This window comes from Robinsoniella peoriensis, assembly GCF_000797495.1.
In the GTDB taxonomy this organism is placed as follows: Bacteria; Bacillota; Clostridia; order Lachnospirales; family Lachnospiraceae; genus Robinsoniella; species Robinsoniella peoriensis.
In genome coordinates, this window is sequence record NZ_JTGN01000012.1 from 137,849 (window position 1) to 160,512 (window position 22,664).

23 protein-coding genes are annotated in these 22,664 nt (G+C 41.3%); all 23 read right to left on the reverse strand.

Annotated features, from left to right (window positions below; translation table 11 throughout):
- Nucleotides 1-14: 14 nt before the first annotated feature.
- The 23 genes from QR40_RS22130 to QR40_RS22235 all read right to left on the reverse strand — a co-directional run bounded on the left by QR40_RS22130 (nucleotide 15) and on the right by QR40_RS22235 (nucleotide 22,536).
- The gene (locus QR40_RS22130; RefSeq protein WP_044296776.1) at nucleotides 15-653 is read right to left on the reverse strand and encodes a DUF3786 domain-containing protein; all 639 of its coding nucleotides are present in this window, start codon (nucleotides 651-653) and stop codon (nucleotides 15-17) included.
- Nucleotides 654-691: 38 nt separating this feature from the next.
- Complete coding sequence (acsV, locus tag QR40_RS22135; RefSeq protein ID WP_044296777.1) at nucleotides 692-2,608, reverse strand: corrinoid activation/regeneration protein AcsV; 1,917 nt, start codon at nucleotides 2,606-2,608, stop codon at nucleotides 692-694.
- Between the two features lie 3 nt (nucleotides 2,609-2,611).
- Nucleotides 2,612-3,397 carry a carbon monoxide dehydrogenase/acetyl-CoA synthase methytransferase subunit gene (acsE, locus tag QR40_RS22140; protein WP_027293931.1) on the reverse strand — a complete coding sequence of 262 codons (786 nt, stop codon included), beginning with the start codon at nucleotides 3,395-3,397 and terminating at the stop codon, nucleotides 2,612-2,614.
- 224 nt (nucleotides 3,398-3,621) lie between these two features.
- On the reverse strand, nucleotides 3,622-4,965 hold the full coding sequence (gene acsC, locus QR40_RS22145) for an acetyl-CoA decarbonylase/synthase complex subunit gamma (RefSeq protein ID WP_044296778.1): 1,344 nt from the start codon (nucleotides 4,963-4,965) through the stop codon (nucleotides 3,622-3,624).
- Nucleotides 4,966-4,991: 26 nt separating this feature from the next.
- Nucleotides 4,992-5,933, reverse strand: a complete 942-nt coding sequence (gene acsD, locus QR40_RS22150; protein ID WP_027293929.1) for an acetyl-CoA decarbonylase/synthase complex subunit delta — start codon at nucleotides 5,931-5,933, stop codon at nucleotides 4,992-4,994.
- Between the two features lie 188 nt (nucleotides 5,934-6,121).
- On the reverse strand, nucleotides 6,122-8,251 hold the full coding sequence (gene acsB, locus QR40_RS22155; protein ID WP_027293928.1) for an acetyl-CoA decarbonylase/synthase complex subunit alpha/beta: 2,130 nt from the start codon (nucleotides 8,249-8,251) through the stop codon (nucleotides 6,122-6,124).
- 14 nt (nucleotides 8,252-8,265) lie between these two features.
- A complete protein-coding gene (locus QR40_RS22160) occupies nucleotides 8,266-9,036 on the reverse strand; it encodes an ATP-binding protein (RefSeq protein ID WP_027293927.1) in 771 nt (256 codons plus the stop codon).
- A 39-nt stretch (nucleotides 9,037-9,075) separates the two neighbouring features.
- Nucleotides 9,076-10,968: an anaerobic carbon-monoxide dehydrogenase catalytic subunit gene (cooS, locus tag QR40_RS22165; protein WP_027293926.1), complete on the reverse strand. Its 1,893-nt coding sequence runs from the start codon at nucleotides 10,966-10,968 to the stop codon at nucleotides 9,076-9,078.
- A gap of 163 nt (nucleotides 10,969-11,131) precedes the next feature.
- Nucleotides 11,132-11,902 (reverse strand): ATP-binding protein, encoded by a 771-nt coding sequence (locus QR40_RS22170; protein ID WP_044296779.1) that lies wholly within the window; start codon nucleotides 11,900-11,902, stop codon nucleotides 11,132-11,134.
- 30 nt (nucleotides 11,903-11,932) lie between these two features.
- On the reverse strand, nucleotides 11,933-12,808 hold the full coding sequence (locus QR40_RS22175; RefSeq protein WP_027293924.1) for a methylenetetrahydrofolate reductase: 876 nt from the start codon (nucleotides 12,806-12,808) through the stop codon (nucleotides 11,933-11,935).
- A 45-nt stretch (nucleotides 12,809-12,853) separates the two neighbouring features.
- Nucleotides 12,854-13,042 (reverse strand): CooT family nickel-binding protein, encoded by a 189-nt coding sequence (locus QR40_RS22180; protein ID WP_027293923.1) that lies wholly within the window; start codon nucleotides 13,040-13,042, stop codon nucleotides 12,854-12,856.
- Nucleotides 13,043-13,054: 12 nt separating this feature from the next.
- The gene (locus tag QR40_RS22185) at nucleotides 13,055-13,474 is read right to left on the reverse strand and encodes a DUF8180 domain-containing protein (protein ID WP_027293922.1); all 420 of its coding nucleotides are present in this window, start codon (nucleotides 13,472-13,474) and stop codon (nucleotides 13,055-13,057) included.
- A 407-nt stretch (nucleotides 13,475-13,881) separates the two neighbouring features.
- Nucleotides 13,882-14,676, reverse strand: coding sequence for an ABC transporter ATP-binding protein (locus QR40_RS22190; RefSeq protein WP_027293921.1), 795 nt, complete (start codon nucleotides 14,674-14,676; stop codon nucleotides 13,882-13,884).
- A gap of 13 nt (nucleotides 14,677-14,689) precedes the next feature.
- Complete coding sequence (locus QR40_RS22195) at nucleotides 14,690-15,610, reverse strand: ABC transporter permease (RefSeq protein WP_197041661.1); 921 nt, start codon at nucleotides 15,608-15,610, stop codon at nucleotides 14,690-14,692.
- A 60-nt stretch (nucleotides 15,611-15,670) separates the two neighbouring features.
- Nucleotides 15,671-16,822 (reverse strand): ABC transporter substrate-binding protein, encoded by a 1,152-nt coding sequence (locus QR40_RS22200; RefSeq protein ID WP_063837589.1) that lies wholly within the window; start codon nucleotides 16,820-16,822, stop codon nucleotides 15,671-15,673.
- 131 nt (nucleotides 16,823-16,953) lie between these two features.
- Complete coding sequence (locus QR40_RS22205) at nucleotides 16,954-17,832, reverse strand: 4Fe-4S binding protein (RefSeq protein WP_044296780.1); 879 nt, start codon at nucleotides 17,830-17,832, stop codon at nucleotides 16,954-16,956.
- 11 nt (nucleotides 17,833-17,843) lie between these two features.
- Nucleotides 17,844-17,993, reverse strand: coding sequence for a CD1871A family CXXC motif-containing protein (locus QR40_RS22210; RefSeq protein WP_044296781.1), 150 nt, complete (start codon nucleotides 17,991-17,993; stop codon nucleotides 17,844-17,846).
- 129 nt (nucleotides 17,994-18,122) lie between these two features.
- A complete protein-coding gene (locus QR40_RS22215) occupies nucleotides 18,123-19,184 on the reverse strand; it encodes an Ig-like domain-containing protein (RefSeq protein ID WP_044296782.1) in 1,062 nt (353 codons plus the stop codon).
- 67 nt (nucleotides 19,185-19,251) lie between these two features.
- Nucleotides 19,252-19,410, reverse strand: coding sequence for a hypothetical protein (locus QR40_RS31925; protein WP_156042883.1), 159 nt, complete (start codon nucleotides 19,408-19,410; stop codon nucleotides 19,252-19,254).
- Between the two features lie 49 nt (nucleotides 19,411-19,459).
- Nucleotides 19,460-19,744: a LacI family DNA-binding transcriptional regulator gene (locus QR40_RS33845; protein WP_044296783.1), complete on the reverse strand. Its 285-nt coding sequence runs from the start codon at nucleotides 19,742-19,744 to the stop codon at nucleotides 19,460-19,462.
- A 188-nt stretch (nucleotides 19,745-19,932) separates the two neighbouring features.
- Nucleotides 19,933-20,253 (reverse strand): hypothetical protein, encoded by a 321-nt coding sequence (locus QR40_RS22225; protein WP_152614263.1) that lies wholly within the window; start codon nucleotides 20,251-20,253, stop codon nucleotides 19,933-19,935.
- A gap of 168 nt (nucleotides 20,254-20,421) precedes the next feature.
- The gene (locus QR40_RS22230) at nucleotides 20,422-21,150 is read right to left on the reverse strand and encodes a YebC/PmpR family DNA-binding transcriptional regulator (protein WP_027293916.1); all 729 of its coding nucleotides are present in this window, start codon (nucleotides 21,148-21,150) and stop codon (nucleotides 20,422-20,424) included.
- Between the two features lie 24 nt (nucleotides 21,151-21,174).
- Entirely contained in the window at nucleotides 21,175-22,536 is a 1,362-nt protein-coding gene (locus tag QR40_RS22235; RefSeq protein WP_044296787.1) for a hemolysin family protein, read from the reverse strand.
- Between the last annotated feature and the right edge of the window lie 128 nt (nucleotides 22,537-22,664).

Below are 22,664 nucleotides of genomic sequence, written 5' to 3' on the forward strand. Positions count from 1 at the left end.
CACTTTAACGGATTTTAGATTTTTTTTAATGTGCCGATGGACACATCTCCAACAACTGCCAGATCCTCTGCTTCAAAGGATAGTGGAAAATTATCAGAAAATAGTATTTGGGATGACGGTGGAAACTCATCATCCCCAGCCCATAGAATAAATCGTACAAAATATCCATTTATGAATTCAAACTCGTAAGATACATCGCCAAGCTCTAATCTTACGGCGCCCACTTTGTCCATTTGTGCCTGAAAAAGTTCTAACTTTGAACCGTAGGAAAATGCCAGACGCATCAGGCATCTGCCCTGAAACTGTCTGAAATAAACCTCACCCCAGGGCACTTCACGATAAGTCAGATACTTTCCGGTTGTCTCAGATGCTGTGCCTTTTGTCAAAAAACGGATTGCAATAATCTTTGCAGATATTTCTTCCATAAGGGCACCATATGTCTCATCATCAGTCTCTGCTTTTTCCACACTGAATTCCGGATAAGATATCAGATAACTTTTCTGCATCATCCGCAGCGTAAATACCTGCTTTTCTTCATCAAAGGGAACTCCTGTGCGTCTGCTTGCTTCAATCGGATCTATTTTGCGATATTCTTCAAGGTAATGCTCGAACGGGATTCGTTCTTTGTTGTCTTTTTCGTACTCAATATTCATATGTATCCCCATTGCTTCCTTTCAATATCCCAATTTAGTTAGTCTTCAAATAGTGTCGTATCTGTATGCGGCAAGAAACATGCTGCAACAAACTCATCCATATACTGAGGGATTGCACTTAATTCCAGATAAGTCATATTTCTTGCAACTTCATATACTTTCCGCTCAGCCTGAGTAGAGCAAAGCATTGCATATGCCCCTGACAGGGATGAATTTCCAATATACTGGTACAATTCCAAAGGAACTTTCGGGAACATCCCAATATGAATTGCATTTTCCATATTGATACCGCTTCCAATGCCACCTGCTACATAAACATGTTCTATCATTGAAATATCAAAATCACAATAAGATAACATCGTCCGGATTGCAGAGAAAATTGCTCCCTTTGCACGGATAAAATTATCGATATCAACTTCTGAAATCTCCACATCCTTCACAGACCCTGCTTCTGACTCAAATGCCAGCACATAGCTGCCCATATCAAATTTATCGTGTCTTACGCGTTTTCCTTCACGGACAAATTTACCTTTAGGGTTAATAATGCCGCAACGGAATAACTCACTGATAATATCAATGATACCGGAACCGCAGATTCCAATCGGTTTCGTCCCCTCATCTCCAATTACAGAGAGATTTGGCTCCATTGTTTCTTTATCTATGGTACAAGCTTCAATTGCTCCATCTGTAGCCCGCATGCCACAGCTGATATCCCCACCTTCAAATGCCGGTCCTGCTGAGCAGGCACAACTCATTAAAAAGTCAGAGTTACCAAATACAATCTCGCCATTGGTACCAAGGTCAATAAACAAGGAAAACTCCGGTTTATTCCACAGTGCACTTACAAAAGCACCTGCTGTTATATCTCCGCCTACATAGCTTCCGATATTTGGAGCTATAATAATATGGGAATCCGGATTAATATGAATTCCAATATCAGATGCATACAGTGAATTCGTTTTAAAGAAGGTTGGAATGTATGGTTCCATACGAAGAGGATCAGCATTGATACCCATTAATAAATGGTTCATAGTGGTATTGCCTGCAACACACATACGATATATACTCATAGGATCCAGTTTCGCCTGTCTGCACATGGTCTGGATCAACGGATTAATCGTCTCTTCAATAACTGCTTTTTGCAGTCTCTCCTTGCCGCCTGGTTTTGCCGATTCAATTATACGATTAATTACATCGGCACCGTAACGGATTTGTCCGTTTCCGGAAGAACCTTTTGCAAGAATAGATCCGTCCAGCATATTAATCAGAATTGCTGAAACCGTTGTTGTTCCGATATCAATTGCAATTCCACCTACAATCACTTCTTCATTCTCCGGGAAAACATCATATACAAATATATTTGTTTCAATTTTTCTTACAATTATTTTGACACGAAAATTGCTTTCCCTAAGCACATCCGGCAATTTCTTCAAAACCGAATATGGAACACGGATCTTTTCAATACCAGTTATTGCCGTAATTGCGCGGGTAAACCGCTCATTGTCAGGCATGGTATCATCCAAAGTAGGCTCATCCATAGATACATTCAAAATCTCTAATGTATTCTTCAGTTCAATACCTGCTTCTAAAATCTGTTCTTTTGCATCGGAAAAAATCTTTAATTCTTCCGGCGAACTTAGATCTGCCACTTTCATACGGCTTCTGTAAGCAGAGGCAATATCCGGCACCAGTACTTCCACATCCGCATTTATGGTACTGACACAGGCGAGACGCCAGCCTTCGGCATAGTCCTCATCCGTAATATGACGCGTCTTTTTTGATTCTAATTCACCGCCAACGAGCTTTACTCTGCATTTCCCGCAAGATGCATTTCCTGAACACGGTGCATCGATAGCTACGTTTGTTTTTCTCGCTACCTCAAGAAGGCTTTCACCGAAAGCAGCGAAGACAATAATATCTTCGCTGTTTTCAAACTTAAAAGTAACTTTATGCATATATTAGATCTCCAGATAGGAATCCGCATATAAGGTATTGTTTTTAAATACATCACAGGATTTGATTGTTTCCATCAATCTTAAATCACAAGGATTTACGATAGCGGAAGTCAAACCATTCATCATAGCCATAGCTACTAAAGCAGAATCCATGATCGGACGGATATGTTTTGGCATACCGTTAGAGTTATTGGATAATCCACCTGTAGAGTTTAATCCCATATCGCTGAACATTTTAATTGCTTCTAAAACGTCCATCTGCTTGTCCTGCATTCCTTTAACAACAAGGAATAACGGGTCAAACCAGAGATCAGTAGGTTCCATGCCAAGTTCCAGACCTCTCTCTAACATGTTCTGGCAGTGCATCATACGTTCGTCATTATCAGATGGAACGCCTTCTGCGGAACATAATGCGATAACAATTGCATCATTTGCTGCAGCTAAATCGATATTTTCGATTCTGTCTCCGGCATCTGCAGAGTTAACGATTGGTTTTCCTTTTGAACGGTTATATACGGAAATACCAGCTTCAATCGCTTTTTTATTAGCGGTATCCAGTGCCAGCGGTACATTGTCGAATTCATTCTGAAGCAGCTGAACAGCCCATTTCATTAATTCTTCGCCATCGCTTTCAGCCGGTCCGATATTTACATCTAAGTAAGTTGCGCCTGCATCAAGCTGCTCTTTTGCACGCTGAATGATAGGAGCTCCGTCTCTTTCTGCCATTGCTTTACGGATAACTGGGGAAATACAGTGGATTCTTTCACCAATTGTTACGAATTTTGCCATTGTTTAATCTCCTTCTCTAATTGAAATTGTTGTAACATTTCAGACAGGTCTGCGCATTTACTGCGCCGACCGTATGAAAACCTGGAGCCTGCAGACATCCAGCCCTTCGCCGCAGGCGAATTTCAATGGGCTGGATGTGTAACAGTTCATGCTGTCTGAACTGTTACATATTGTTAGTAAAATCATTTACTGATTTCTGCCATACTATATTAGTATAGAGAAAATTACTGCATATCTTTTAAGAATTTCACAAGCTGTACAGCTTCATTTGGTCCTACAATGACATCCCATCCCGGAAGTTTCGCTTCTACTTCACCTTTTAAAACAGCTACTTTACCTGGAAGAATTAATTTTCTGTTTTTGATCTTGCCTTCGATATCAGCTTCTCCAAAATATTTAGCAATAGAACTTGCAGATAATTTACCTGCTGCCCATGCTGTCAGAACGGATAATCCGCCTGCATCACTGATAATCAGATTACAAGGAACTCCGGAACGCTCTAACTCGCCGGATACTACGAAATATGTAAGTGCAAAGTCTACAGTTGTAAGACAAACTGAATTCTCATCTGCTCCATTGATTGGGTAAATACCCGGTTCTACTTTCATTGGCTTCTGAGGATCTGTAAATACGTTCTGTCTTAAACCATATAACGGCAATGCCTGAGCATAAGTCATTTCTTCCATTACTATGATAGAGCCATATTTAATTGTAAACATAGATGCTAAAGCTGCCTGCATGTGGATATCTCCCTTTGCAAGTGCTGCTACATTTACGATTGACGGATAACCAAATGTTCTGTCACTGTCTTTAACTGCTGCTTTTCTCATCTGAACTGCTGTTGCAAATGCATCTTTAATGGATTTACATCCCGCATCCAGGATCAGGTTCTTGTTTCCAAGTCCTTCTAATTTAGCAACTGTATCATATAATTCATTTATATCTGCTCCACGAACACCAAGTACAGCACCTGCTGCAACAGCTATTGCACTCATAGCTTCATAATTGGAAGCATCTGCTCCATTTAATACTGGTTTGCTGTCTTTGCATACTTCAAGAGCTGCTTTTGCAACTTCAACATCTGTACATCCTAAAATCAAAGTTCTGTTCAGAGCCGCTGCTTTTTTTACAAGCTCTACATAATCACTGACTCCATCAGCGCTGTAGTTAACATAGACCATCTCTACAAACATTCTTTCGCCGATACGTTCGTAATCAACCTTAGGAATTGCTGCAAGCTTAGCATCAATTGTTGCTTCATCCATACAATTGCAAAGAGCAACTGCATATCTTGTCTTACTTACAAAAGTTTTTTCGTGTCTTTCAAGAACAGTTTCTCCGCCTAAAGTAAATTCATTTTCGCCTGTTCCGACTTTAATTGTTTTCATTGGTGGTGCAGTAGCCTCTGATAAAGTTGCTAATGCATCCGGTGAGAAATGCGGACATGCACTGATATCCATAGCGCCCTGTGCAACCTTCATTGAGAAAGCCATACATGTTGGGCATCCACACTCCTTACAGTTTTTCTTAGGTGATAATTTAAATATATCAAGACCTTTAAGTGCCATAATTCTTTTTCCTCCTTAAGCAGCAATTATACTAATTCTTTGACTAATTTTGAAATAGTTGCAACTGATACAGGATGTTTTAAAATAACTGCATTTGATCCGGAAACTAAAACTGCTGCTGCTGTCTCTACTTCCATATCAATACCGCGCTGTTCAACATCTCCCCATTCAGGCATATCAGCTTCTGAAGCCATTGATTCTTTTACGCCCCATGTTTCAGATGCTACCGGTGTTATAATCGGCATCTGTAACATTCCATCATTCTGAGATAAAGCTGCTGCTTTTACTCTCTGCATGGTGGAAACAACATATTCAAAACCATAACCTGCTGCTGCAGTACCTACGTTCATAACAACGTTAGAACTGCTGACACCTAACTGTGACAATAATACATTTAACTGTTTTGCAAGGTTGATATCAACTGCTGATTCAGCACCTACTACCTGCTTATAAGCCAGGCCTGCTGCTGCACCAACTGTCTTGTAGTTTTCTTCCTTTGCTGCTAAAAGCATTGCATTTCTGCCTTCCAGTACTTCGGCAGCTTTGCTTAAAAGTTCTGCATCTTTTTCAACGTTCTTGCATCCCGCAATAACAAGTGGCACGTCTACTGCTGCTGCAACATCTTTTACGATTTGAATTAATTCCTCTGTAGATTTGTCAGCTCCGTTGGGATCTCCGCCTTCTAATCTCAGGCAAAGGAAATCAGCGCCTTCCATAGCCGCGGCTTTTTTAGCCATATCAGCTACAGTTGCACAGCCTTCATAATATTTCTGAATAAATTCCGGTTCATTTTCTAAACCGAAGTCTGTGATCTCAACACCTACTTTTGGTGCGTTTTCGATAGGAGCATCGAAGGTATAAAATGGTAATACATTTTCTCCGCCTATGGTAATTTTCTTGTCCCCGCATCCAATTTCAACAGTGTTAATATTTGCGCTGAACTTTCCTGATTTTGCATTAAATGGCATTTCTAATAAACCTCCTTCATGTTTTTAGACTGTTGTAAAACATAATTATATTTTACAACAGTCTGCCTTAAAAATCCATAAAATCTTTGTACTTCTTTAAGAACACTCCCATTAAAAACCCTTGAATTTACTGAATATTTATAGATATCTCCGGTATAAACAAAAGCTTTGGTGATTCTTAAATCAAATTACATCATTGGTTCCATGCTAAGTGCCGGATGACCTTTTTCTTCTAAGTATGCTAATAATGTTTCCGGATCTTCTGCTACTGTTTCATCACCGATCATATCAACAAAGTTATCGATATTATATAATTCTTTCGCGGTAGCATTTAACTTCTCAGCAACCTGATCTTTTAAGTCTTTTGGCATCCATACGATTCTGCCAACACCGCCTTCTGCTTTCATGAACTTCTTAGAAGCGATGAAGTGTTTACCATGTCCCATGAAACCTGGTGTCTGAACACCGCCGCCTGTCATGGAAGCTAATTCAGGGAACGTCATACCGATTGGTGTCATTCCTGCATATTCACGGTTCGCAATACATACACCATTGGATAATGGCTCAATACCACAGATACACTCAAAACATCCACAAGATGTCATAGGATCTTCAATGATAGAATATAAGGTTACTGTTTCAAGAGCACCCTGGGAATATTTCTTAACCGCATCGTTAACATCCTGGTAAGATCCGGTTCTTTCATCAATTAAGCCGCCTTTTGTGATAACCTGGCATGGTCCCTGAGGATCAAGTTCGTTGGTAGCCTTTGCATCCAGCCATGAAACAGCACCGCAAAGTCCAAGTCTTTCAGGTGTAACAACACATACGTGAGACGGTGAGAATGCCTGACACATAATACAGCTGTAGTATACGTCAACACCTTCATCTGTTAATGTACTAAGTCTTTCATCACGTTTGTCATAGCTTGGTACAGCCAGTTCTGAACGAAGTTTTGTACATTCCGCTGCATCCGTAATAACTTTAACCTGACATTTGTCAACAACTGCTGCAAATTCGCTCTTAATTTTAGCATACAGAACTTCACCGATATGTTTTGCTCTGAATCCTGCATTAAAGGTATCTTTGCTCACACGTACACGGATCATATCTCTCTGTCCGGTATGCATTACGCCTTCGATACAGTTGATGTAGGAGTGGAATTTACGTTCAAATACAGGCTCGAAATCAGACTGCATGTTCTTTCCTGCAACTTCTACTATGTAAGCAATACTCTGTTTGCTTCCAACTTCGAATTCGTCAAAGTCCGGTCCGATTACTTCAATCTTATGATCTTCGATTTCTGTTGCTTCTTTTGCCTGTACTAATTCGAAACAGTCAACTCTGGAACCATCGAATTCTACCTGCATATCACCACGGCGGATGATTTCACCTTCAAATGCAGATGCAAATGCAACCGGGATATCGATCTTGGTGATTTTAATCTTAATATCTCTTGCTTCCAGAGATGTTGCGTTGAATTTCGCTACATCTTCCTGAACGATTAAGCTCTTTGGTACGCGGAAGATATTTTCTGTTTCGTTTGTAACTACCGGGAAACCAAGTGCAATTGCACCAGCTCCACAGGCAACTACTACATCATCCAAAGGTCCGAAAGCATTTACAAATGCTGGAACTCTTTCAAATGTATATTTCATTAACGCGCCTGCATCTCCTGCTGTAATATTACCGAAGATCAGAGCTGCCCTGATTGCTACGGATACTACGTGGATTACGCTTGTTACATCTTTTCCTAACGGAATAACACGAACGTTAGCGCCTGTTTTATATCCTAATTCTGCACACTGGTCAATGATTCCGCCAACCAATGTTACCAGGATACCCTGTGCCTGATAGCTCTTAATCAGGTCAACACCTTCCTGTGCAGTTGGTGCAGTACCAAGGACTACAGCTACACCTGGGATATCTCCTGTAACAAGAGGAACGCCCAGCTCACGGATAATTGCATCGCTTAAATGTCCATAGCATGGATCTTCGTAAGGAGCAGCTCCGTCAATATATTTTAACACTTCAATAAACTCTGCACACAGAGCTGTAGCAACACCTGACATAAATGCATCATTCAGACGTTTTTCTCTGGTCATTAAAGATTTTACAACTCCGAGAGCTGTTTTTAAATCACCTAAATTAGCGATTTTTGTTCCTGTTACACCATAGTAACAAGGTAAGCTGTATGCTGTATTTGGAAAACTTACTGCTTTATCAGCGCCATGCTGTGCGATTGCACCGTCAATTGCCTGCTCTGTCAATCCGTATACGGCATCATTTCCACTAAATACTCTATCAAATAATGTCACTGTTATACCTCCAATCAGATACTTGTATTATCGATCTTTTCTTTTATTTTTCTTATCTCTTCTGTTGCGGTGTCGCTAAAATCAAAGGGGGATTTTCCCTGCCGGTCCGCATCGATCACTTCCGTGTTGTAGTGAATGAAGCCCAATAAATCTTCTGACGGAATTTTGGATTTTATAAACTCTTCGTCCTCTTCATTACGCACCTTGTTCGCCACAACCCGCACGTGCTTCACACCAAGGTCCGTTGCAAGACGCTTTACATTCTTGTAGGTTTGGATGCTTCTTGCACCGGGTTCAATTACAACCACAAACTGATCCATTCCCTCGGTAGTTCCCCGTCCCAGATGTTCCAGGCCCGCTTCCATATCCAGGATTACCACATCATCGCTTCTTAAAACAAGATGATTGATAATCCTTTTGAGCATTACATGCTCCGGACATACACAGCCGCTTCCAGCCGTATCAACGGTGCCAAGAACCAGCAGTTTTACGCCGTTTGCTGACTTTGCAAATTTATTCGGGATATCGTCTACTTTCGGGTTGATCTTATAAAACTTATTGTCGTCATTTGCACCGGTACGTTCCTGCACCAGCTTACGCATTTTGGTAATCGGTACGATCTGATCTAATTCTTCATCAGAAAAACCAAGGGCTAATCCTAAATTTGCATCCGGATCCACATCCGCCGCCAGGACATTCTTCCCTTCCTGTGCATATAACCTTGCCAAAGTGGCCGCAAAAGTTGTCTTTCCTACTCCGCCTTTTCCGGTAACTGCAATTTTCATTTTAACTCCAATCTGCTGCCAATAGCAGCGTTCTCCCGATTAGATACCAAGAGCCGCTCTCTTTTCTTCAATTCTGTCAATCATAGCATCTACAAGCTTATCTATATCTTTTTCAACCGTATATGCTGCTTCAACCCATTCTCTTACGCCGCTTGTCAGTAACTCTGCAACTTCACTGGAACCGGATACATAAGGATCAACTCCAAGGAATGTATCGATACCGGTAGAAACTACGTAGTTACCAATGGATACCGCTTTTTCAGACATCCACTCAGGAGCACATCCCACAACCGGAAGCTGAGAAATATTAAGTCCTGAATCTTTTGCAAGTTCAGATGCAAGAATCATCATACGGCTGATATCAACACAAGATCCCATGTGTAATACTGGAGGGATATCAGCTAATTCACAAACTCTCTTAAGACCTGCACCGCAAATATCTTTTGCAGCTTTGTCCATAAGTCCTGCCTTAGCAGCCGCCTGAGCAGCACAACCGGATGCAATGACTACGATATCGTTTGCGATTAATTTTTTCATTAATTCGATGTGAGCAAGGTCAGGTCTGATCTTCGGATTGTTACATCCAACCATAGCAACAGCACCACGGAGTACACCGGATGTAATACATTCCAGTAATGGTTTTGTTGTTCCTGTCTCATCTACCTGTGAATTTGTAACGCCATCCAACACTTTAACAATTGCTTCTACAGAATAACCAACAGTAGCTTTCTGTTTCATATCCGGGATGTAGATCAGATCCGGATTTCTGTTTTCGAAGTTGTCAATAGCAGCTTTTACAATCGCTTTTGCGTTCTCGCCTGCTGTATGAGCATTGAATCTGATAAATTCAGAATCCGGCATCTGAGCGATCGGAGAAGTTGTGATGAATTTTGTATGGAAACATTTGCTTAAAGGACCAAGTGCCGGGAAAATACACTGTACGTCAACTACAATCGCTTCACAAGCTCCTGTAAGTACTACGTTTTCCTGCTGTAAGAAGTTTCCTGCCATCGGGATACCACGACGCATAGCAACTTCATTGGAAGTACAGCACACACCGGATACGGTAATGCCTTTAGCACCTTTGCTTTTCGCATAAGCAATTAATTCAGGATCATCCGCATATTCACAGATCATTTCTGAAAGTGAAGGATCATGTCCGTGAACAACGATATTTACGTTTTCCACTTCCATAACACCAAGGTTTGCCTCTGTATCAACCGGCTTCGGTGTTCCAAAGAGAACATCAGAGAATTCCGTTCCCATCATGGATCCGCCCCAACCATCAGAAAGACCTGCTCTGAATGACTGTCTGATCAGCGCTTCCGGTTTGGAGGAACATCCCATATGAGCCATATGTAAAGAACATGAAACTTCACGGTCAATTGCTCTTGGTGCAATTTCTTCTCTTTCCCAGATTTCCTGAGTATGTTTTGGTGCTCTCTTTAAGAATCTCTGGGTTCCGAATGGCTTACCATATTCCATCATACCCATTTCAGCGATTTCGTGAGCCAGATCGTAGATATCTTTTCCTTCGGTCTCTACACCCCACTCTTTAGCAATACGAAGTAATTTTTCCGGATCTTTTACTTTGTAGTTGCCATCCGCAGCTGATTCATAAAGTGTATGGCAGATTTCACGACCATGATCGGAATGTGTAGCAGATCCGCCTGCTGTAAATTTAAGGTAATTTCTTCCTACGATACCATGTACGTCACATCCACAGATTCCTTTTGGAGCCTTTGGAGTAATACGGCAAGGTCCCATAGCACAGATTTTACAGCAGACACCTGTCTCGCCGAATTTACAGTGTGGTGTCTGGTTTTTTACTCTGAACTGCCAGGCATCAGCACCAACCTTTGCGCCTGTCTCCAACAATCTGGCTGTAGCCGCTTCAAATTCTTCTACTGTTGTTAATTTAAAGTTTCCCATTATAAACCTCCTTTAAAATTGGGTTGTTTTCCCGGGGCTGTTTTTATCCCAACATACGAAATTCATTTCGTATTATCCGCCCCCACGGGATATTTCTCTTTAAAATTAATCCCCCTGGTGTCTGGTGATCCCTTCCATCAAGGGGAATTAATAACTCATAATATTAAAGACCTAATGCATCCACAATATCTCTTATCGCTTTTTTCACCGGTGAATCCTCAGGAAGTTCAACTGTAGGCTTTCCATCGCAGTCAAATTCGTATACATCCGAGTTCTGCGGAACGACTCCTAAAAGCTTTAAACCCTGTTTTTCAATTTCTTCACGGGTTCCTTCGTTCAGTTCTCCATCTGGAGCACGATTGATAATCAATCCCATATCCTTCGGATTCATCTCACAGTCGTTTACAAGCTTTGCAATCCGCCCTACAGCCTGTACTCCTCTTCTGGAACAGTCACTAACCAGTATCATGGTATCAACTTTGGGCAGGACGCCTCTGCTGATATGTTCCATCCCCGCCTCATTATCCATCACCATGTATTTATAATTCGGCAGCAATTTTGTAAGCTGTGTCTGAAGCAGTCCGTTTACAAAACAATAGCAGCCTTTTCCCTGGGTTCTTCCCATAACAAGTAAATCATAATCATCTTCTTCCACCATACAGCGGTTGAACATAATTTCCATATAGTCTGCTTTAGACATACTTGCCGGAATAGGGTTCTTTACACTGTTTTCCGCACGTGCCACTTCTTCTCTGATATCGCCCAGAGTCATATCTACTTCCACTCCGAGAACTTCATTCAGGTTTGAATTCGCATCAGCATCTACTGCCAAAATCGGTCTTTTTCCCTTTTCACAGAGATACTGAATAATAAGTCCGCAAATTGTGGTTTTTCCCACTCCGCCTTTTCCTGCAACTGCAATTGTATGTGTCATAACGGGTGCCTCCTGTCATTTCCCTATAGTCTATTCTGCTTTTGTTCTGAGTCCGGATCTTGTTAAGATTTCGGAAACTGCAGCAGATTTGTTTAATGCATATAAATGTATACCTTCTACACCTTCGCCAATGAACTGGTATAACTGATGTACGGTATAATCGATACCTGCTTCTTTAAATCCTTCCGGATCATTGTAATATTTACTGATTACTTCAGCAAGGTCTCTTGGAATTGAACATCCGTTCATGGACAATGCCATACGGATTGTAGCGTCTTTGTTTAATACAGGCATTACACCTACATCGATAGGAAGTGTAATTCCGGCATTTCTGATCTGATCTACCCATCTCTTAAACTGCTCAATATCAAAGCAAAGCTGAGTCATAATATAATCAGCGCCTGCATCCTGTTTCATTTTCAGATGTGCAATATCTTCTTCAAAGGTTGGACATTGAATATGTTTTTCAGGATCTCCGGCCATGGCGATGGTAAACTGATCACCAAATTCTGCTCTGATGAATGCTACCAATTCATTTGCATAGTTGAAATCTCCGCGTGTTCCTTCCCAGCCTGCCGGTAAGTCTCCGCGAAGTGCCAGAATATGGTTTACACCATTATCCAGGTATGCCTGTAACTCAGCTTTCATTTTTTCTTTTGTGTTTCCAATACATGTAAAATGAGTTACTGCTCTGTGTCCGCTGTCCGCAATAGCTTTACAAATTTCCACATTACGCCCTGCATTAGAACCGCCGGCACCATATGTACAGCTGATGAAATCCGGATCAAACTGATAGAGTTCGTCCAGTGTGTTTAATAATGGTTCCATTGGCTGTTCAGCCTTTGGAGGGAATACCTCGAAAGAAAATGATGTTCTCTCCTTCATAATGTCGATTACGCTTTTCATCTAACTAATACCTCCGTTTTTTTAGTTTTATTTTAATTATCCTTCCTAATCAGGACAATTAATTTTAACAACTCCGCCGGTCAGGTCCACCATAGCGATGGTTCCTTCCACGACTTTTCGTTCCCCCATTACATCAGTCAGAGTGATGTTCATGCCTTCCACTTCGATCATACTAACATATTGTAAAATAATACTGTCTTCTTTATTGATATTATATGCCGTAGCTAAGCACATCTCTATGACCTCCTATTGCTGCTCCTTGACCATTGCAAGTGCAACTCCTAAATACATGTTTCCTTTTTGAAACTCATCTACTGCTTTCTTGATCTGTTCTGCTGCGCCTTCGGCACCGGCTGTTCTTAACTTAGCCGCCATCTGATCCAGCTCTGCCGCATGATGTTCATTATGCTGTAACATGTAGGTTAATAACGCAATATTTTCTTTGTTGGGGTTTTCTTCCCCGGAACCACATCCGCATCCACAACTGCTCTCATTGCAGGATGTACTGTCGCAGCTGCAACTTCCATCATGAGAATGCTTATGTTCCTCTTCGTGGCCATGCTCATGGTCATGTGCATGGTTGTGTTCGTAGGTATGGGTGTGAGGATGGACATGTTCATGCGCATGCGCACAAATGTTACCATTTTCATCTTTAACTAAATGCACTGTTATCCACTCTCCTTTCCTCTTATTTGTTAAAAGCTTCACAGAGTCATATATCATAACCCTTAGATGGGGATATTATAACATACAATATATGAATTCTCAACAATGAGTATTGTATTTTTTTAAATAATTTTAGAAGATTCACTAATACTTACAAATATATAACATCACTTCGACTCACTAAACTGCTGCATTGCCAAATAATTAACATCCTCATCATGCTGTCCGAAATCCATATTATATTCATGTCTAACAGAACCCCTGCATTGCATAACCTGCGCCTCATTCCCCGCCTTACTCATTAAACATACAATTTACGAAAGGATAATTTTAAAAATAAAAAATGCTAATTTTATAATAAATCATTATCATAAAATTAGCAATCTTTTCCATTAATTTTTTCACAATTAAGCTAAAATCATTCGGTCGTTGGCAAATTCTCCGCCACTTTCCATTTCAAATTTTTTCAAAAGGTCTGCCACCTGCAGATTTTTCTTCTCCTCACCGGATACATCATAGATAATATGTCCGTCATACATCATGATTAACCGGTTGCCGATACGGATGGCATCCTTCATGTTGTGCGTAACCATAAGTGCAGTCAGATTGTGGGTGTCTACAATCTTAACCGTGAGATCAAGTACTTTTTTGGCTGTCTTTGGATCCAGTGCAGCCGTATGTTCATCCAGCAGCAGCACTTTCGGACGCTGTAGGGAAGCCATGAGCAGTGTCAGCGCCTGACGCTGGCCTCCTGATAATAGCCCGACCTTGGAAGTCATGCGGTCCTCCAAACCTAAATCCAGTGACTTAAGGGCAGTCTGGAATATTTCCTTCTCTTTTTTGGTAATTCCCCAGCCCAGACCTCTTTTCTTGCCTCTTCTGTAAGCAAGTGCAAGGTTTTCCTGTATTTCCATACTGGAAGCCGTTCCCATCATGGGATCCTGGAAGACCCTCCCCAGATTTCCGGCTCTCTGATACTCCGGTTTTTTGGAAATATCGTCCCCATCCAGCACAATGCTTCCGGAATCAATGGGGTATACACCGGCAACCATATTTAACATCGTAGATTTACCTGCACCATTACCGCCTATAATTGTGATAAAATCCCCAGGGTTGACATGCAGATTCAGCCCCTGAAGTGCTCTTTTCTCATTAATTGTCCCGGGATTAAATGTCTTATATACCTCTTTTATTGTCAACATATCTGCTCGCCTCCTAATTCTTAACTACCAGTTTTTTAGAAAATACCGGAACGGCCAGAGCAATTGTTACAATAACCGCTGTTAACAGTTTCATATCATTGGAATCCATACCTAACTGAAGAACTACTGCTACAATTACACGATACAGGATAGATCCTAAAATAGCAGAGCCAAGCTTTCCTGCAAAGTTCAGACGTTTTCCCATAACAACTTCACCTATTACAATAGATGCAAGACCGATTACGATAGTACCGGTTCCCATACCTACGTCCGCAACCTTCTGCGCCTGCACAACTAAAGCACCTGACAGTCCGACAAGGGCATTTCCGATAACCAGACCGAATATTTTCATTTTGTCTGTATCCACACCCAATGCCCGGATCATAGCTTCGTTATTTCCGGTAGCACGCAGTGCACTTCCGATCTCTGTTCCGAAGAGCCAATAGAGCAAGACGATTGCGGCAATTGCTATAATCAGTCCGATAAAACAGACTACGATCGTATTGATATTTGTATTTTTCTGAAGACTGTCCGGCAGCAATTTTACAAGCATTGTTACTATGGTGTCAGTTCCTTTTTCTCTGGTATTAATAGGCGTATTTGCCTGCCCCATAATTCTCAGGTTAATTGAGTAGAGAGAAATCATCGTCAGGATTCCCGATAATATAGCCGGAATCTTAAGCTTTGTATGGAGTATGCCAGTTACTGCTCCTGCCAATCCTCCTGCAGCCAGTGCAAAAAACAGGGTCAGAAATGGATTCATATGCAGCTTAACGCAAAAAACCGCACTGATACATCCGCCCAGTGCAAAACTACCATCGCATGTCATATCTGCGAAGTCCAATATTTTAAATGTTATGTATACCCCCAGTGCCATAAGGCTCCACAATAATCCCTGGGACACTGCCCCAAATATTGCCATTAAAATGTTCATCTCTACCTCCATTGTTATAAAATGGCCGTTTCAAAATACCTTTTGAAACAGCCACTTTTCTTATTCTTCTGTCGCAGAAGTCTCCTCTGAAGAAGCCTCTGTTGTTGCAGCCGGTGTTTTAACAAACTCCTGTAAGTCAGCCGGAATCTCAAGTCCCAGTTCTTCTGCTGCATCTTTGTTGATTACGGTATCAACATCTTTTAAATACTCGATAGGCATAGCCGCAGGATCACTTTCGCCGGCTAAAATTTTAGCAGCCTGTGCCCCTGTCTGTTTACCCAGATTGAAGTAATTAATACCTCTGGTTGCAAGGCCTCCGTTATTCACCATTCCTTCTTCACCGCAGATGATCGGAATACCAGCCGGATTTGCTACCATAGAAACAGTCTGCATTCCTGCTGCAATCATATTATCAGTAGGCGCATAAATAGCATCTACTTTACCAACCAGGTTCTGAACTACCTGCTGGATCTCGTTAGAGTTAGAAACAGTTGCATCCTGTGTCTCCAATCCGATTGCTTCTGCAGCTTCTTTTGCCATATCAGCCTGGATCTTGGAATTGGTTTCACTGGAGCAGTAAAGGATTGCAATTTTCTTTGCATCCGGCAGCATTTCCTTTAATAAGTCCATCTGCTCTTTTACCGGTGTCAAATCAGATGTTCCGGTAATATTTGCACCCGGCGCTTCGTTTGATTCAACTAATCCGCTTGCTGCAGGATCTGTAACTGCTGTAAGTACAATAGGAATCTGCTCTGTTGCATTTGCGCATGCCTGTGCTGCAGGTGTTGCAATTGCAAGAATTAAATCTGACTGGTCATTAACCAGTTTGGACGCAATGGTACTGCAGTTTGACTGGTCGCCCTGAGCATTCTGGTAATCAATCTGGATATTTTCTCCGTCTACGTATCCAGCTTCCTTCAAGCCCTCTACAAACCCTTCATAAGCCGCATCCAAAGCATCATGCTGCACCAACTGACAGACACCAATCTTATAGACCTTATCCGTATCTGCTTTTGCTGCACTTGCTGTTTCTGCAGCATCCGTGTCTCCTGCTGCGTCTGTGGCAGCGCCTTCTGCAGCGGCACCCTCTGTAGAAGCTGCGCTTGTCTCTTTTGATGCTGAAGTCTCAGTGCTTCCACTATTTGAACCGCATCCAACAGCCATAGAAACAACAAGACCCATTGCTAATAACATAGATAATGCTTTTTTCATAATATCCTCACTCCTATTTTCTTTTCCGAATCAACGCTTTCTCGCATTAAAGCGTCATGTTCATAAATGTGACTATACACTATTTCAAGAAAAAGGTCAATATATTATATGAAAAAATTCAATAAATCCCACTATTTTTTGTAAAATGTACCATAAAGTTTTGACATAGTAGAGGATATCGCTCCCGTAGGACAGGATTTTTTGCATTTCCCGCAGCGGATACATTCTGCACTGTTTGGCGTCTCATATACCGGTATATTCATTTCACATACTTTCTGGCATTTTTTACAATTTATACATTTTTTATCATCCACTTTATAGCGGTAAATGGACACTTTGTTAAAGCATCCGTATATTGCACCTAATGGGCAAAGATATCTGCAGAATGGGCGGTATATTACGATTGACAGCACTATGATTAAAATCAGGATTCCCATCTTCCAGTTGAACAGAAAGCCGATCGCTTCCTGCAGCGGAGGATTGGCTGATACCAGCGGAATACCGCCAAAAAGTGTTCCCGAAGGACAAATCCACTTACAGAACCAGGGGTCTCCATTTCCCAGAAGATTTACCGCAAACATCGGTAGTATGATAACAAATACAACCAGAATTATGTATTTCAGATACTTTAAAAACTTATCACCCGGAACCTTCCGTATTTTTACCGGAAACGGAATCTTATGAAGCAAATCCTGAACAAGTCCAAAAGGACACAGCCACCCGCAGATAAAGCGGCCGAAGAAAGCTCCGAATGCCATCAGAAAACCAATTACATAGAAAGAGAACTGGTATTTCCGGCTGCCCAGCACCGCCTGAAGCGAACCAATGGGGCAAGACCCCAATGCTCCCGGACAAGAATAGCAGTTCAAACCCGGCACACAGAGATTTTTTGTACTTCCTTTAAAAATGGTCCCACCCAGAAATCCATTCACATAACCATTTGAAACAGCTGTAAATGCAATTTGTACAACGAGACGTATGTGATTCCTTAATTTTGTCAATATTCCCATCTTACGCCTCCTTATCCGATCCCAATGCATTCCAGGCATATATTGGTTGCCTTTTGGAACACCGTTGCTGCTTCCCCGTTAAACACGCCTACAATGAGGAATACTGCGGCTGCGCATATGATAACAAGGGCTGCTTTGTTTTCTTTTAAAAATTTTACCATCTGTTTTCCTCCAATTTGATTAATTGCGGCAGTTTAAAACACGTTTTAGTATAACATTCCCGGGAAAAAGTTGCAAGCGAAGACAAAACCAGGGGCATCTGTGACCGATGCCCCTGGTACTCTTGCCCATTATTTATATGACGTAAACCCGATATCCTTCATGGAAAGGCCTGTCTGGCTTCTCAGCAGATAATCCCAGTTCATAAACGATAACTGCAGTCCCAAATTAGCTGTTTCCTGTATACCACTCTCAGTCACTATCCCTGAATAATTGCTTATCGTAAAGTAAACCTTAGAATTCCTCTTATATTTCGATGCATTAAATTCCGCAGTTGCCCTGAACCCGGCATATGAATTGTTGACCGAAAAAATAAGTTCAGGTTTGATCAAATCAGATCTGACCGTTTCTACCTTCATGGAAAACCCCAGGCTTGCTTCGCTTTCATCAAATACACTTAAAAAACTAAACCTGTCATATGCACTCTCATATACGATGCCAAATGTATAGCCTGAACGGGCATCTGTTTGTTTGATAAACCTATTTCCGGAGCTGTTTCTTTCCCCATAGGAGAGAATGAAATTTTTTAATTTAGTATGGCTTGCGGAAATGGATTTATCAGGTGAATCTGTTTTTGCAATTACCTTAATGGTGCAGGTAAATTTCTTTCCGGCTACTTTAGCAGTTATGGTTGCACTCCCAGTCTTTTTCCCTTCTACCTTACCTTTTTTTGTTACTGTTGCAACGGAGTTTCTTGAACTGCTCCAGGTAACCTTCTGCTTTGTTTTTTCCAACTTCAGATTATAAGTCTGTCCCACCTTAAGGGTCTTACTTTTGGCACTTAATTTGGGAACTTCTACCCTGACGCTGCCTTTATATTTCTTGCCTCCGACATTTGCCGTTATATTAGCCGAACCACCGGACTTTGCGACCAGTGTTCCATCTTTTTTGACCTCTGCAATTTTCCTATTGCTAATAGACCAGGTAACTCTTTTCTTTGTTCCTGTCACCTTCAGCTTTTTTCGCTGTCCCTTAATCAAGGTAACATTCTTTGGTACAATTTTTATGCCAGCCGCCTTTACCATGGAAACATTCTGAGTAAGCGGTAATACATCCGGGACTACACTAAAAAATACCAGCGCCGCCGCTACTCCCAATAACAATCTTTTTACTTTACTCCCTGCTCCGCACATAACTTTCCTCCTAAATTCATGGACAACATTCCTCTGTTTTCAGGTTGCTGCCCGATTGTCGCACCAATCACACTTTGTCAATCAAATACATCTGTCTGCTTACGATATCATTTGTAATAATGCGAATTCTTTTCTGCATGTCCACTTTGGCTATTTCCTCACAAATGCTATAATCGCCCGGATTTACTACATAAATCGCATCCAGATCCGGTGTGGCTCTAACCAATTCACATAAGACAGCCTTTGGGTATCTTCCATATCAAGATTCATAAAAACTATGGGTACGTTTTTTGCATCCATTTTTTTATGAAAACTGCTATCGACTCCATCTGCAGCGGCAGTATCGCAATTCCGTCCGGCGCATCCGCTTCTACCTGTGCAAGCAGGGGCTCAATAGTCCGGTCCGACAACTCCTTGATCAGATATAACTTTACACTGACTCCAAAAGCCTCCAGTTCTTTCGCCTTTTCACGTGCTGCTTTATAGCGGTTATTGAGTACCCTGTCTACCGTTCCTCTTGAGACACCGGCTATTTCAGCAATCTTACTAATTGTCACCATTCATTATCTATTCCTCATCAGTATTTAGAATTACGGGAGTACGAAAGTTCAGAACGATCCGTATATATGATAATAATTATAACATCATTTCTAACTTGTGTTAATACAAATTTAAATTATTTTCTCAAAATCCAGAGTGCCATAGTACTTCTCCAGGCTATCGAGATTGTATATTGCCATCGCATTTACTAAACCATTACAGGTATCGTTATCATCACCCTTATTCTTTGCCGCCGCACCAGAAAATTCACTGTATTCTGTATCAACCATACGGATGTCATAAATCCTTCACATTGTATGCCCGGCATTGCATAATCATACATAATTCCGAGAGTGGACAACCCTTGCTGCATCCCCCTGGTTACTATTTTCCCCAGCAATGCCAGTTTTTCATCCCTGCTATATCCTGCAATCCGCATTAAATCAGGAATCACCTCCTGAAACGAACAGTCTCCGCAAAGCAGGTCCACATCTTTATTCTCCTCATACACGGCCAACATGCTTCTCATAGCAAACATCACACTTGTTGCGTCAATCTTGACTTACCTATGAGTTATGATAATGTTCTGGATATAGACTATTTCCTACCTATTTTCCTTTAAAGCAAAAAAAGACTTCATGCCAGTCTCCATCGGAAACAAACATAAAGTCCTGTTCTCATAATTATTTAATCTGCCTTACTCGTCCCAGTTATGGTATACATTCTGTACATCATCGTCTTCATCCAAAAGGTCTAAGGTTTTCTGCAGATTCTTAACCGCAGTTTCATCCGTCAATTCCACATAATTTTGCGGAATCATGGTTACTTCTGCTTCCGCCATCCGGATGCCTTCTTTTTCCAACGCTTCACGCACGTTACTGAATTCATCAGGATCTGTAATGATCTCATAACTGTCCTCTTCTTCCTGGAAGTCCTCTGCGCCTGCATCCAAAGCAATCATCATTAAATCATCTGCGTCCATTTCACATTCTTCTTTGTCAATGATGATCTGCCCTTTTTTATCAAAGCTATAGGACACACATCCGGGTGTTCCGATGCTTCCGCTTCCTTTTGTAAAAGCACTTCTTACATTGGCAGCTGTACGATTCTTATTATCGGTAAGTGCATCTACAATGATAGCAATACCGCTAGGACCATAGCCTTCATAGGAAACATATTCATAATTAACTGCATTTGCATCACCGGCAGCTTTTTTAATCCCACGGTCTATGGTATCATTTGGCATGTTATTGGCTTTCGCTTTTGCAATTACATCACGAAGTCTGCTGTTATTATCCGGATCAGCTCCGCCTTCTTTTACGGCAACAGCGATTTCTCTTCCAATTATGGTAAAGATCTTACCTTTCGCAGCATCATTTTTTTCCTTTTTGTGTTTAATATTGGCAAATTTTGAATGTCCTGACATCTTGATTACTCCTTTTATCTTTCTTTATTCTTTTGTTATTTCTTTCGGAATCTCTTCCTCTGATTTGCTGACTCTTACTTTTTGTATAGTTTTGTTGGCAACGTTTAATATCTTAAACGCATAACCGTCTACTATAATTTCTGAGTCTTCTTTTTCGTCCGGTATTTTATCCAGACGGTAAATCAAATATCCATTTAATGTTTCAAAATCATCTGACTGAAGCTCTATATGAAGTATTTCTTCTACATCTTCAAGGGGCGTCATACCATCCATAATATATTTCCCGTCCGGCAGTTCCTCGATCAGCATCTCATCCAGATCATATTCATCCATAATATTCCCAACGATCTCTTCCAGGATATCTTCTAATGCGATTAACCCTGCTGTCTGGCCATACTCATCTGCAACGATTACCATCTGAAGCTTTTTGGACTGCATACTCTGGAACAAAAGATTAATGTTCCTGGTCTCCGGAATAAATATGGCCGGCCGGATTAATTCGGGTATATCTTTGATTGCCCAATTGTCATATCCTTTTCTGGTATGAAAACGCATGGCATCTTTTAAATGCAGAATGCCGGTAATATTATCGATATTATCCTCAAATACCGGAAATCTGGAATTCGTACTGTCCAGCATAAACTGCAGGCTTTCCTTGAGGGTTTTTTCCTCATTTACCGCTATAATATTCTTCCTGTGGGTCATAATATCCTGGGCTTCTTTATCCCGGAATTCAAATATATTATTAATCATCTCCGCTTCACTTGCTTCCAGGACTCCCTGTTCATGGCCTTCGTTTACCATAGAGATAATTTCCTCTTCCGTTACATCATCCTGCAATTTCTTCGGATCAATTCCAAAAAGCCGGATAATTACATTTACAACTGATGTAAATAAATATGTAACGGGACTAAACAGAACCACGATTGTATGCACAAGCGTTACCTGTCCAAATGCCCATTTCCTGCAATAATGCGCTCCCAGTTTTTTCGGGAGCAGTATGCCAAATGTATACAAAAGAAAAAGCATACAGACAACTGCCAAAAACGCATTTATAAAAAGATAAACACCCATCGGCAATATTTGTCCGAGACCGGTTCTATCCAGGACCAGCTTCCATAAAGCAGTTGCCGGATGCATCATTACTCCGCCCGTCAGCATACAGACAAGGGTTGTTGTGACCTGAATTGTGCTAATCAGCTGGTCCGGAGCCTCCTTGGCGCGCAGAAGCATCCTGGCTTTACTGCTGCCCTGTGCCTCTTCCCGCTCCAATTCGCCTTCATTCAGTGCCTGAACGGCAGATCCAAATCCAAATAATACTGCATCCAGCAATATAAATATTAAAAAAACGATGAATCCTGTCGCAGGACTCCCACCACTATCCATTTGTAAAAATACTCCTTCTTGTTGTACTGTTAAGTGCGAAAGAAAATCACTTTCAAAGTTACCCTATTCAGGGGTTTAACAATGAAACAGTTACATATCAATAGAAAATATATCATCTTCCCGGGAAT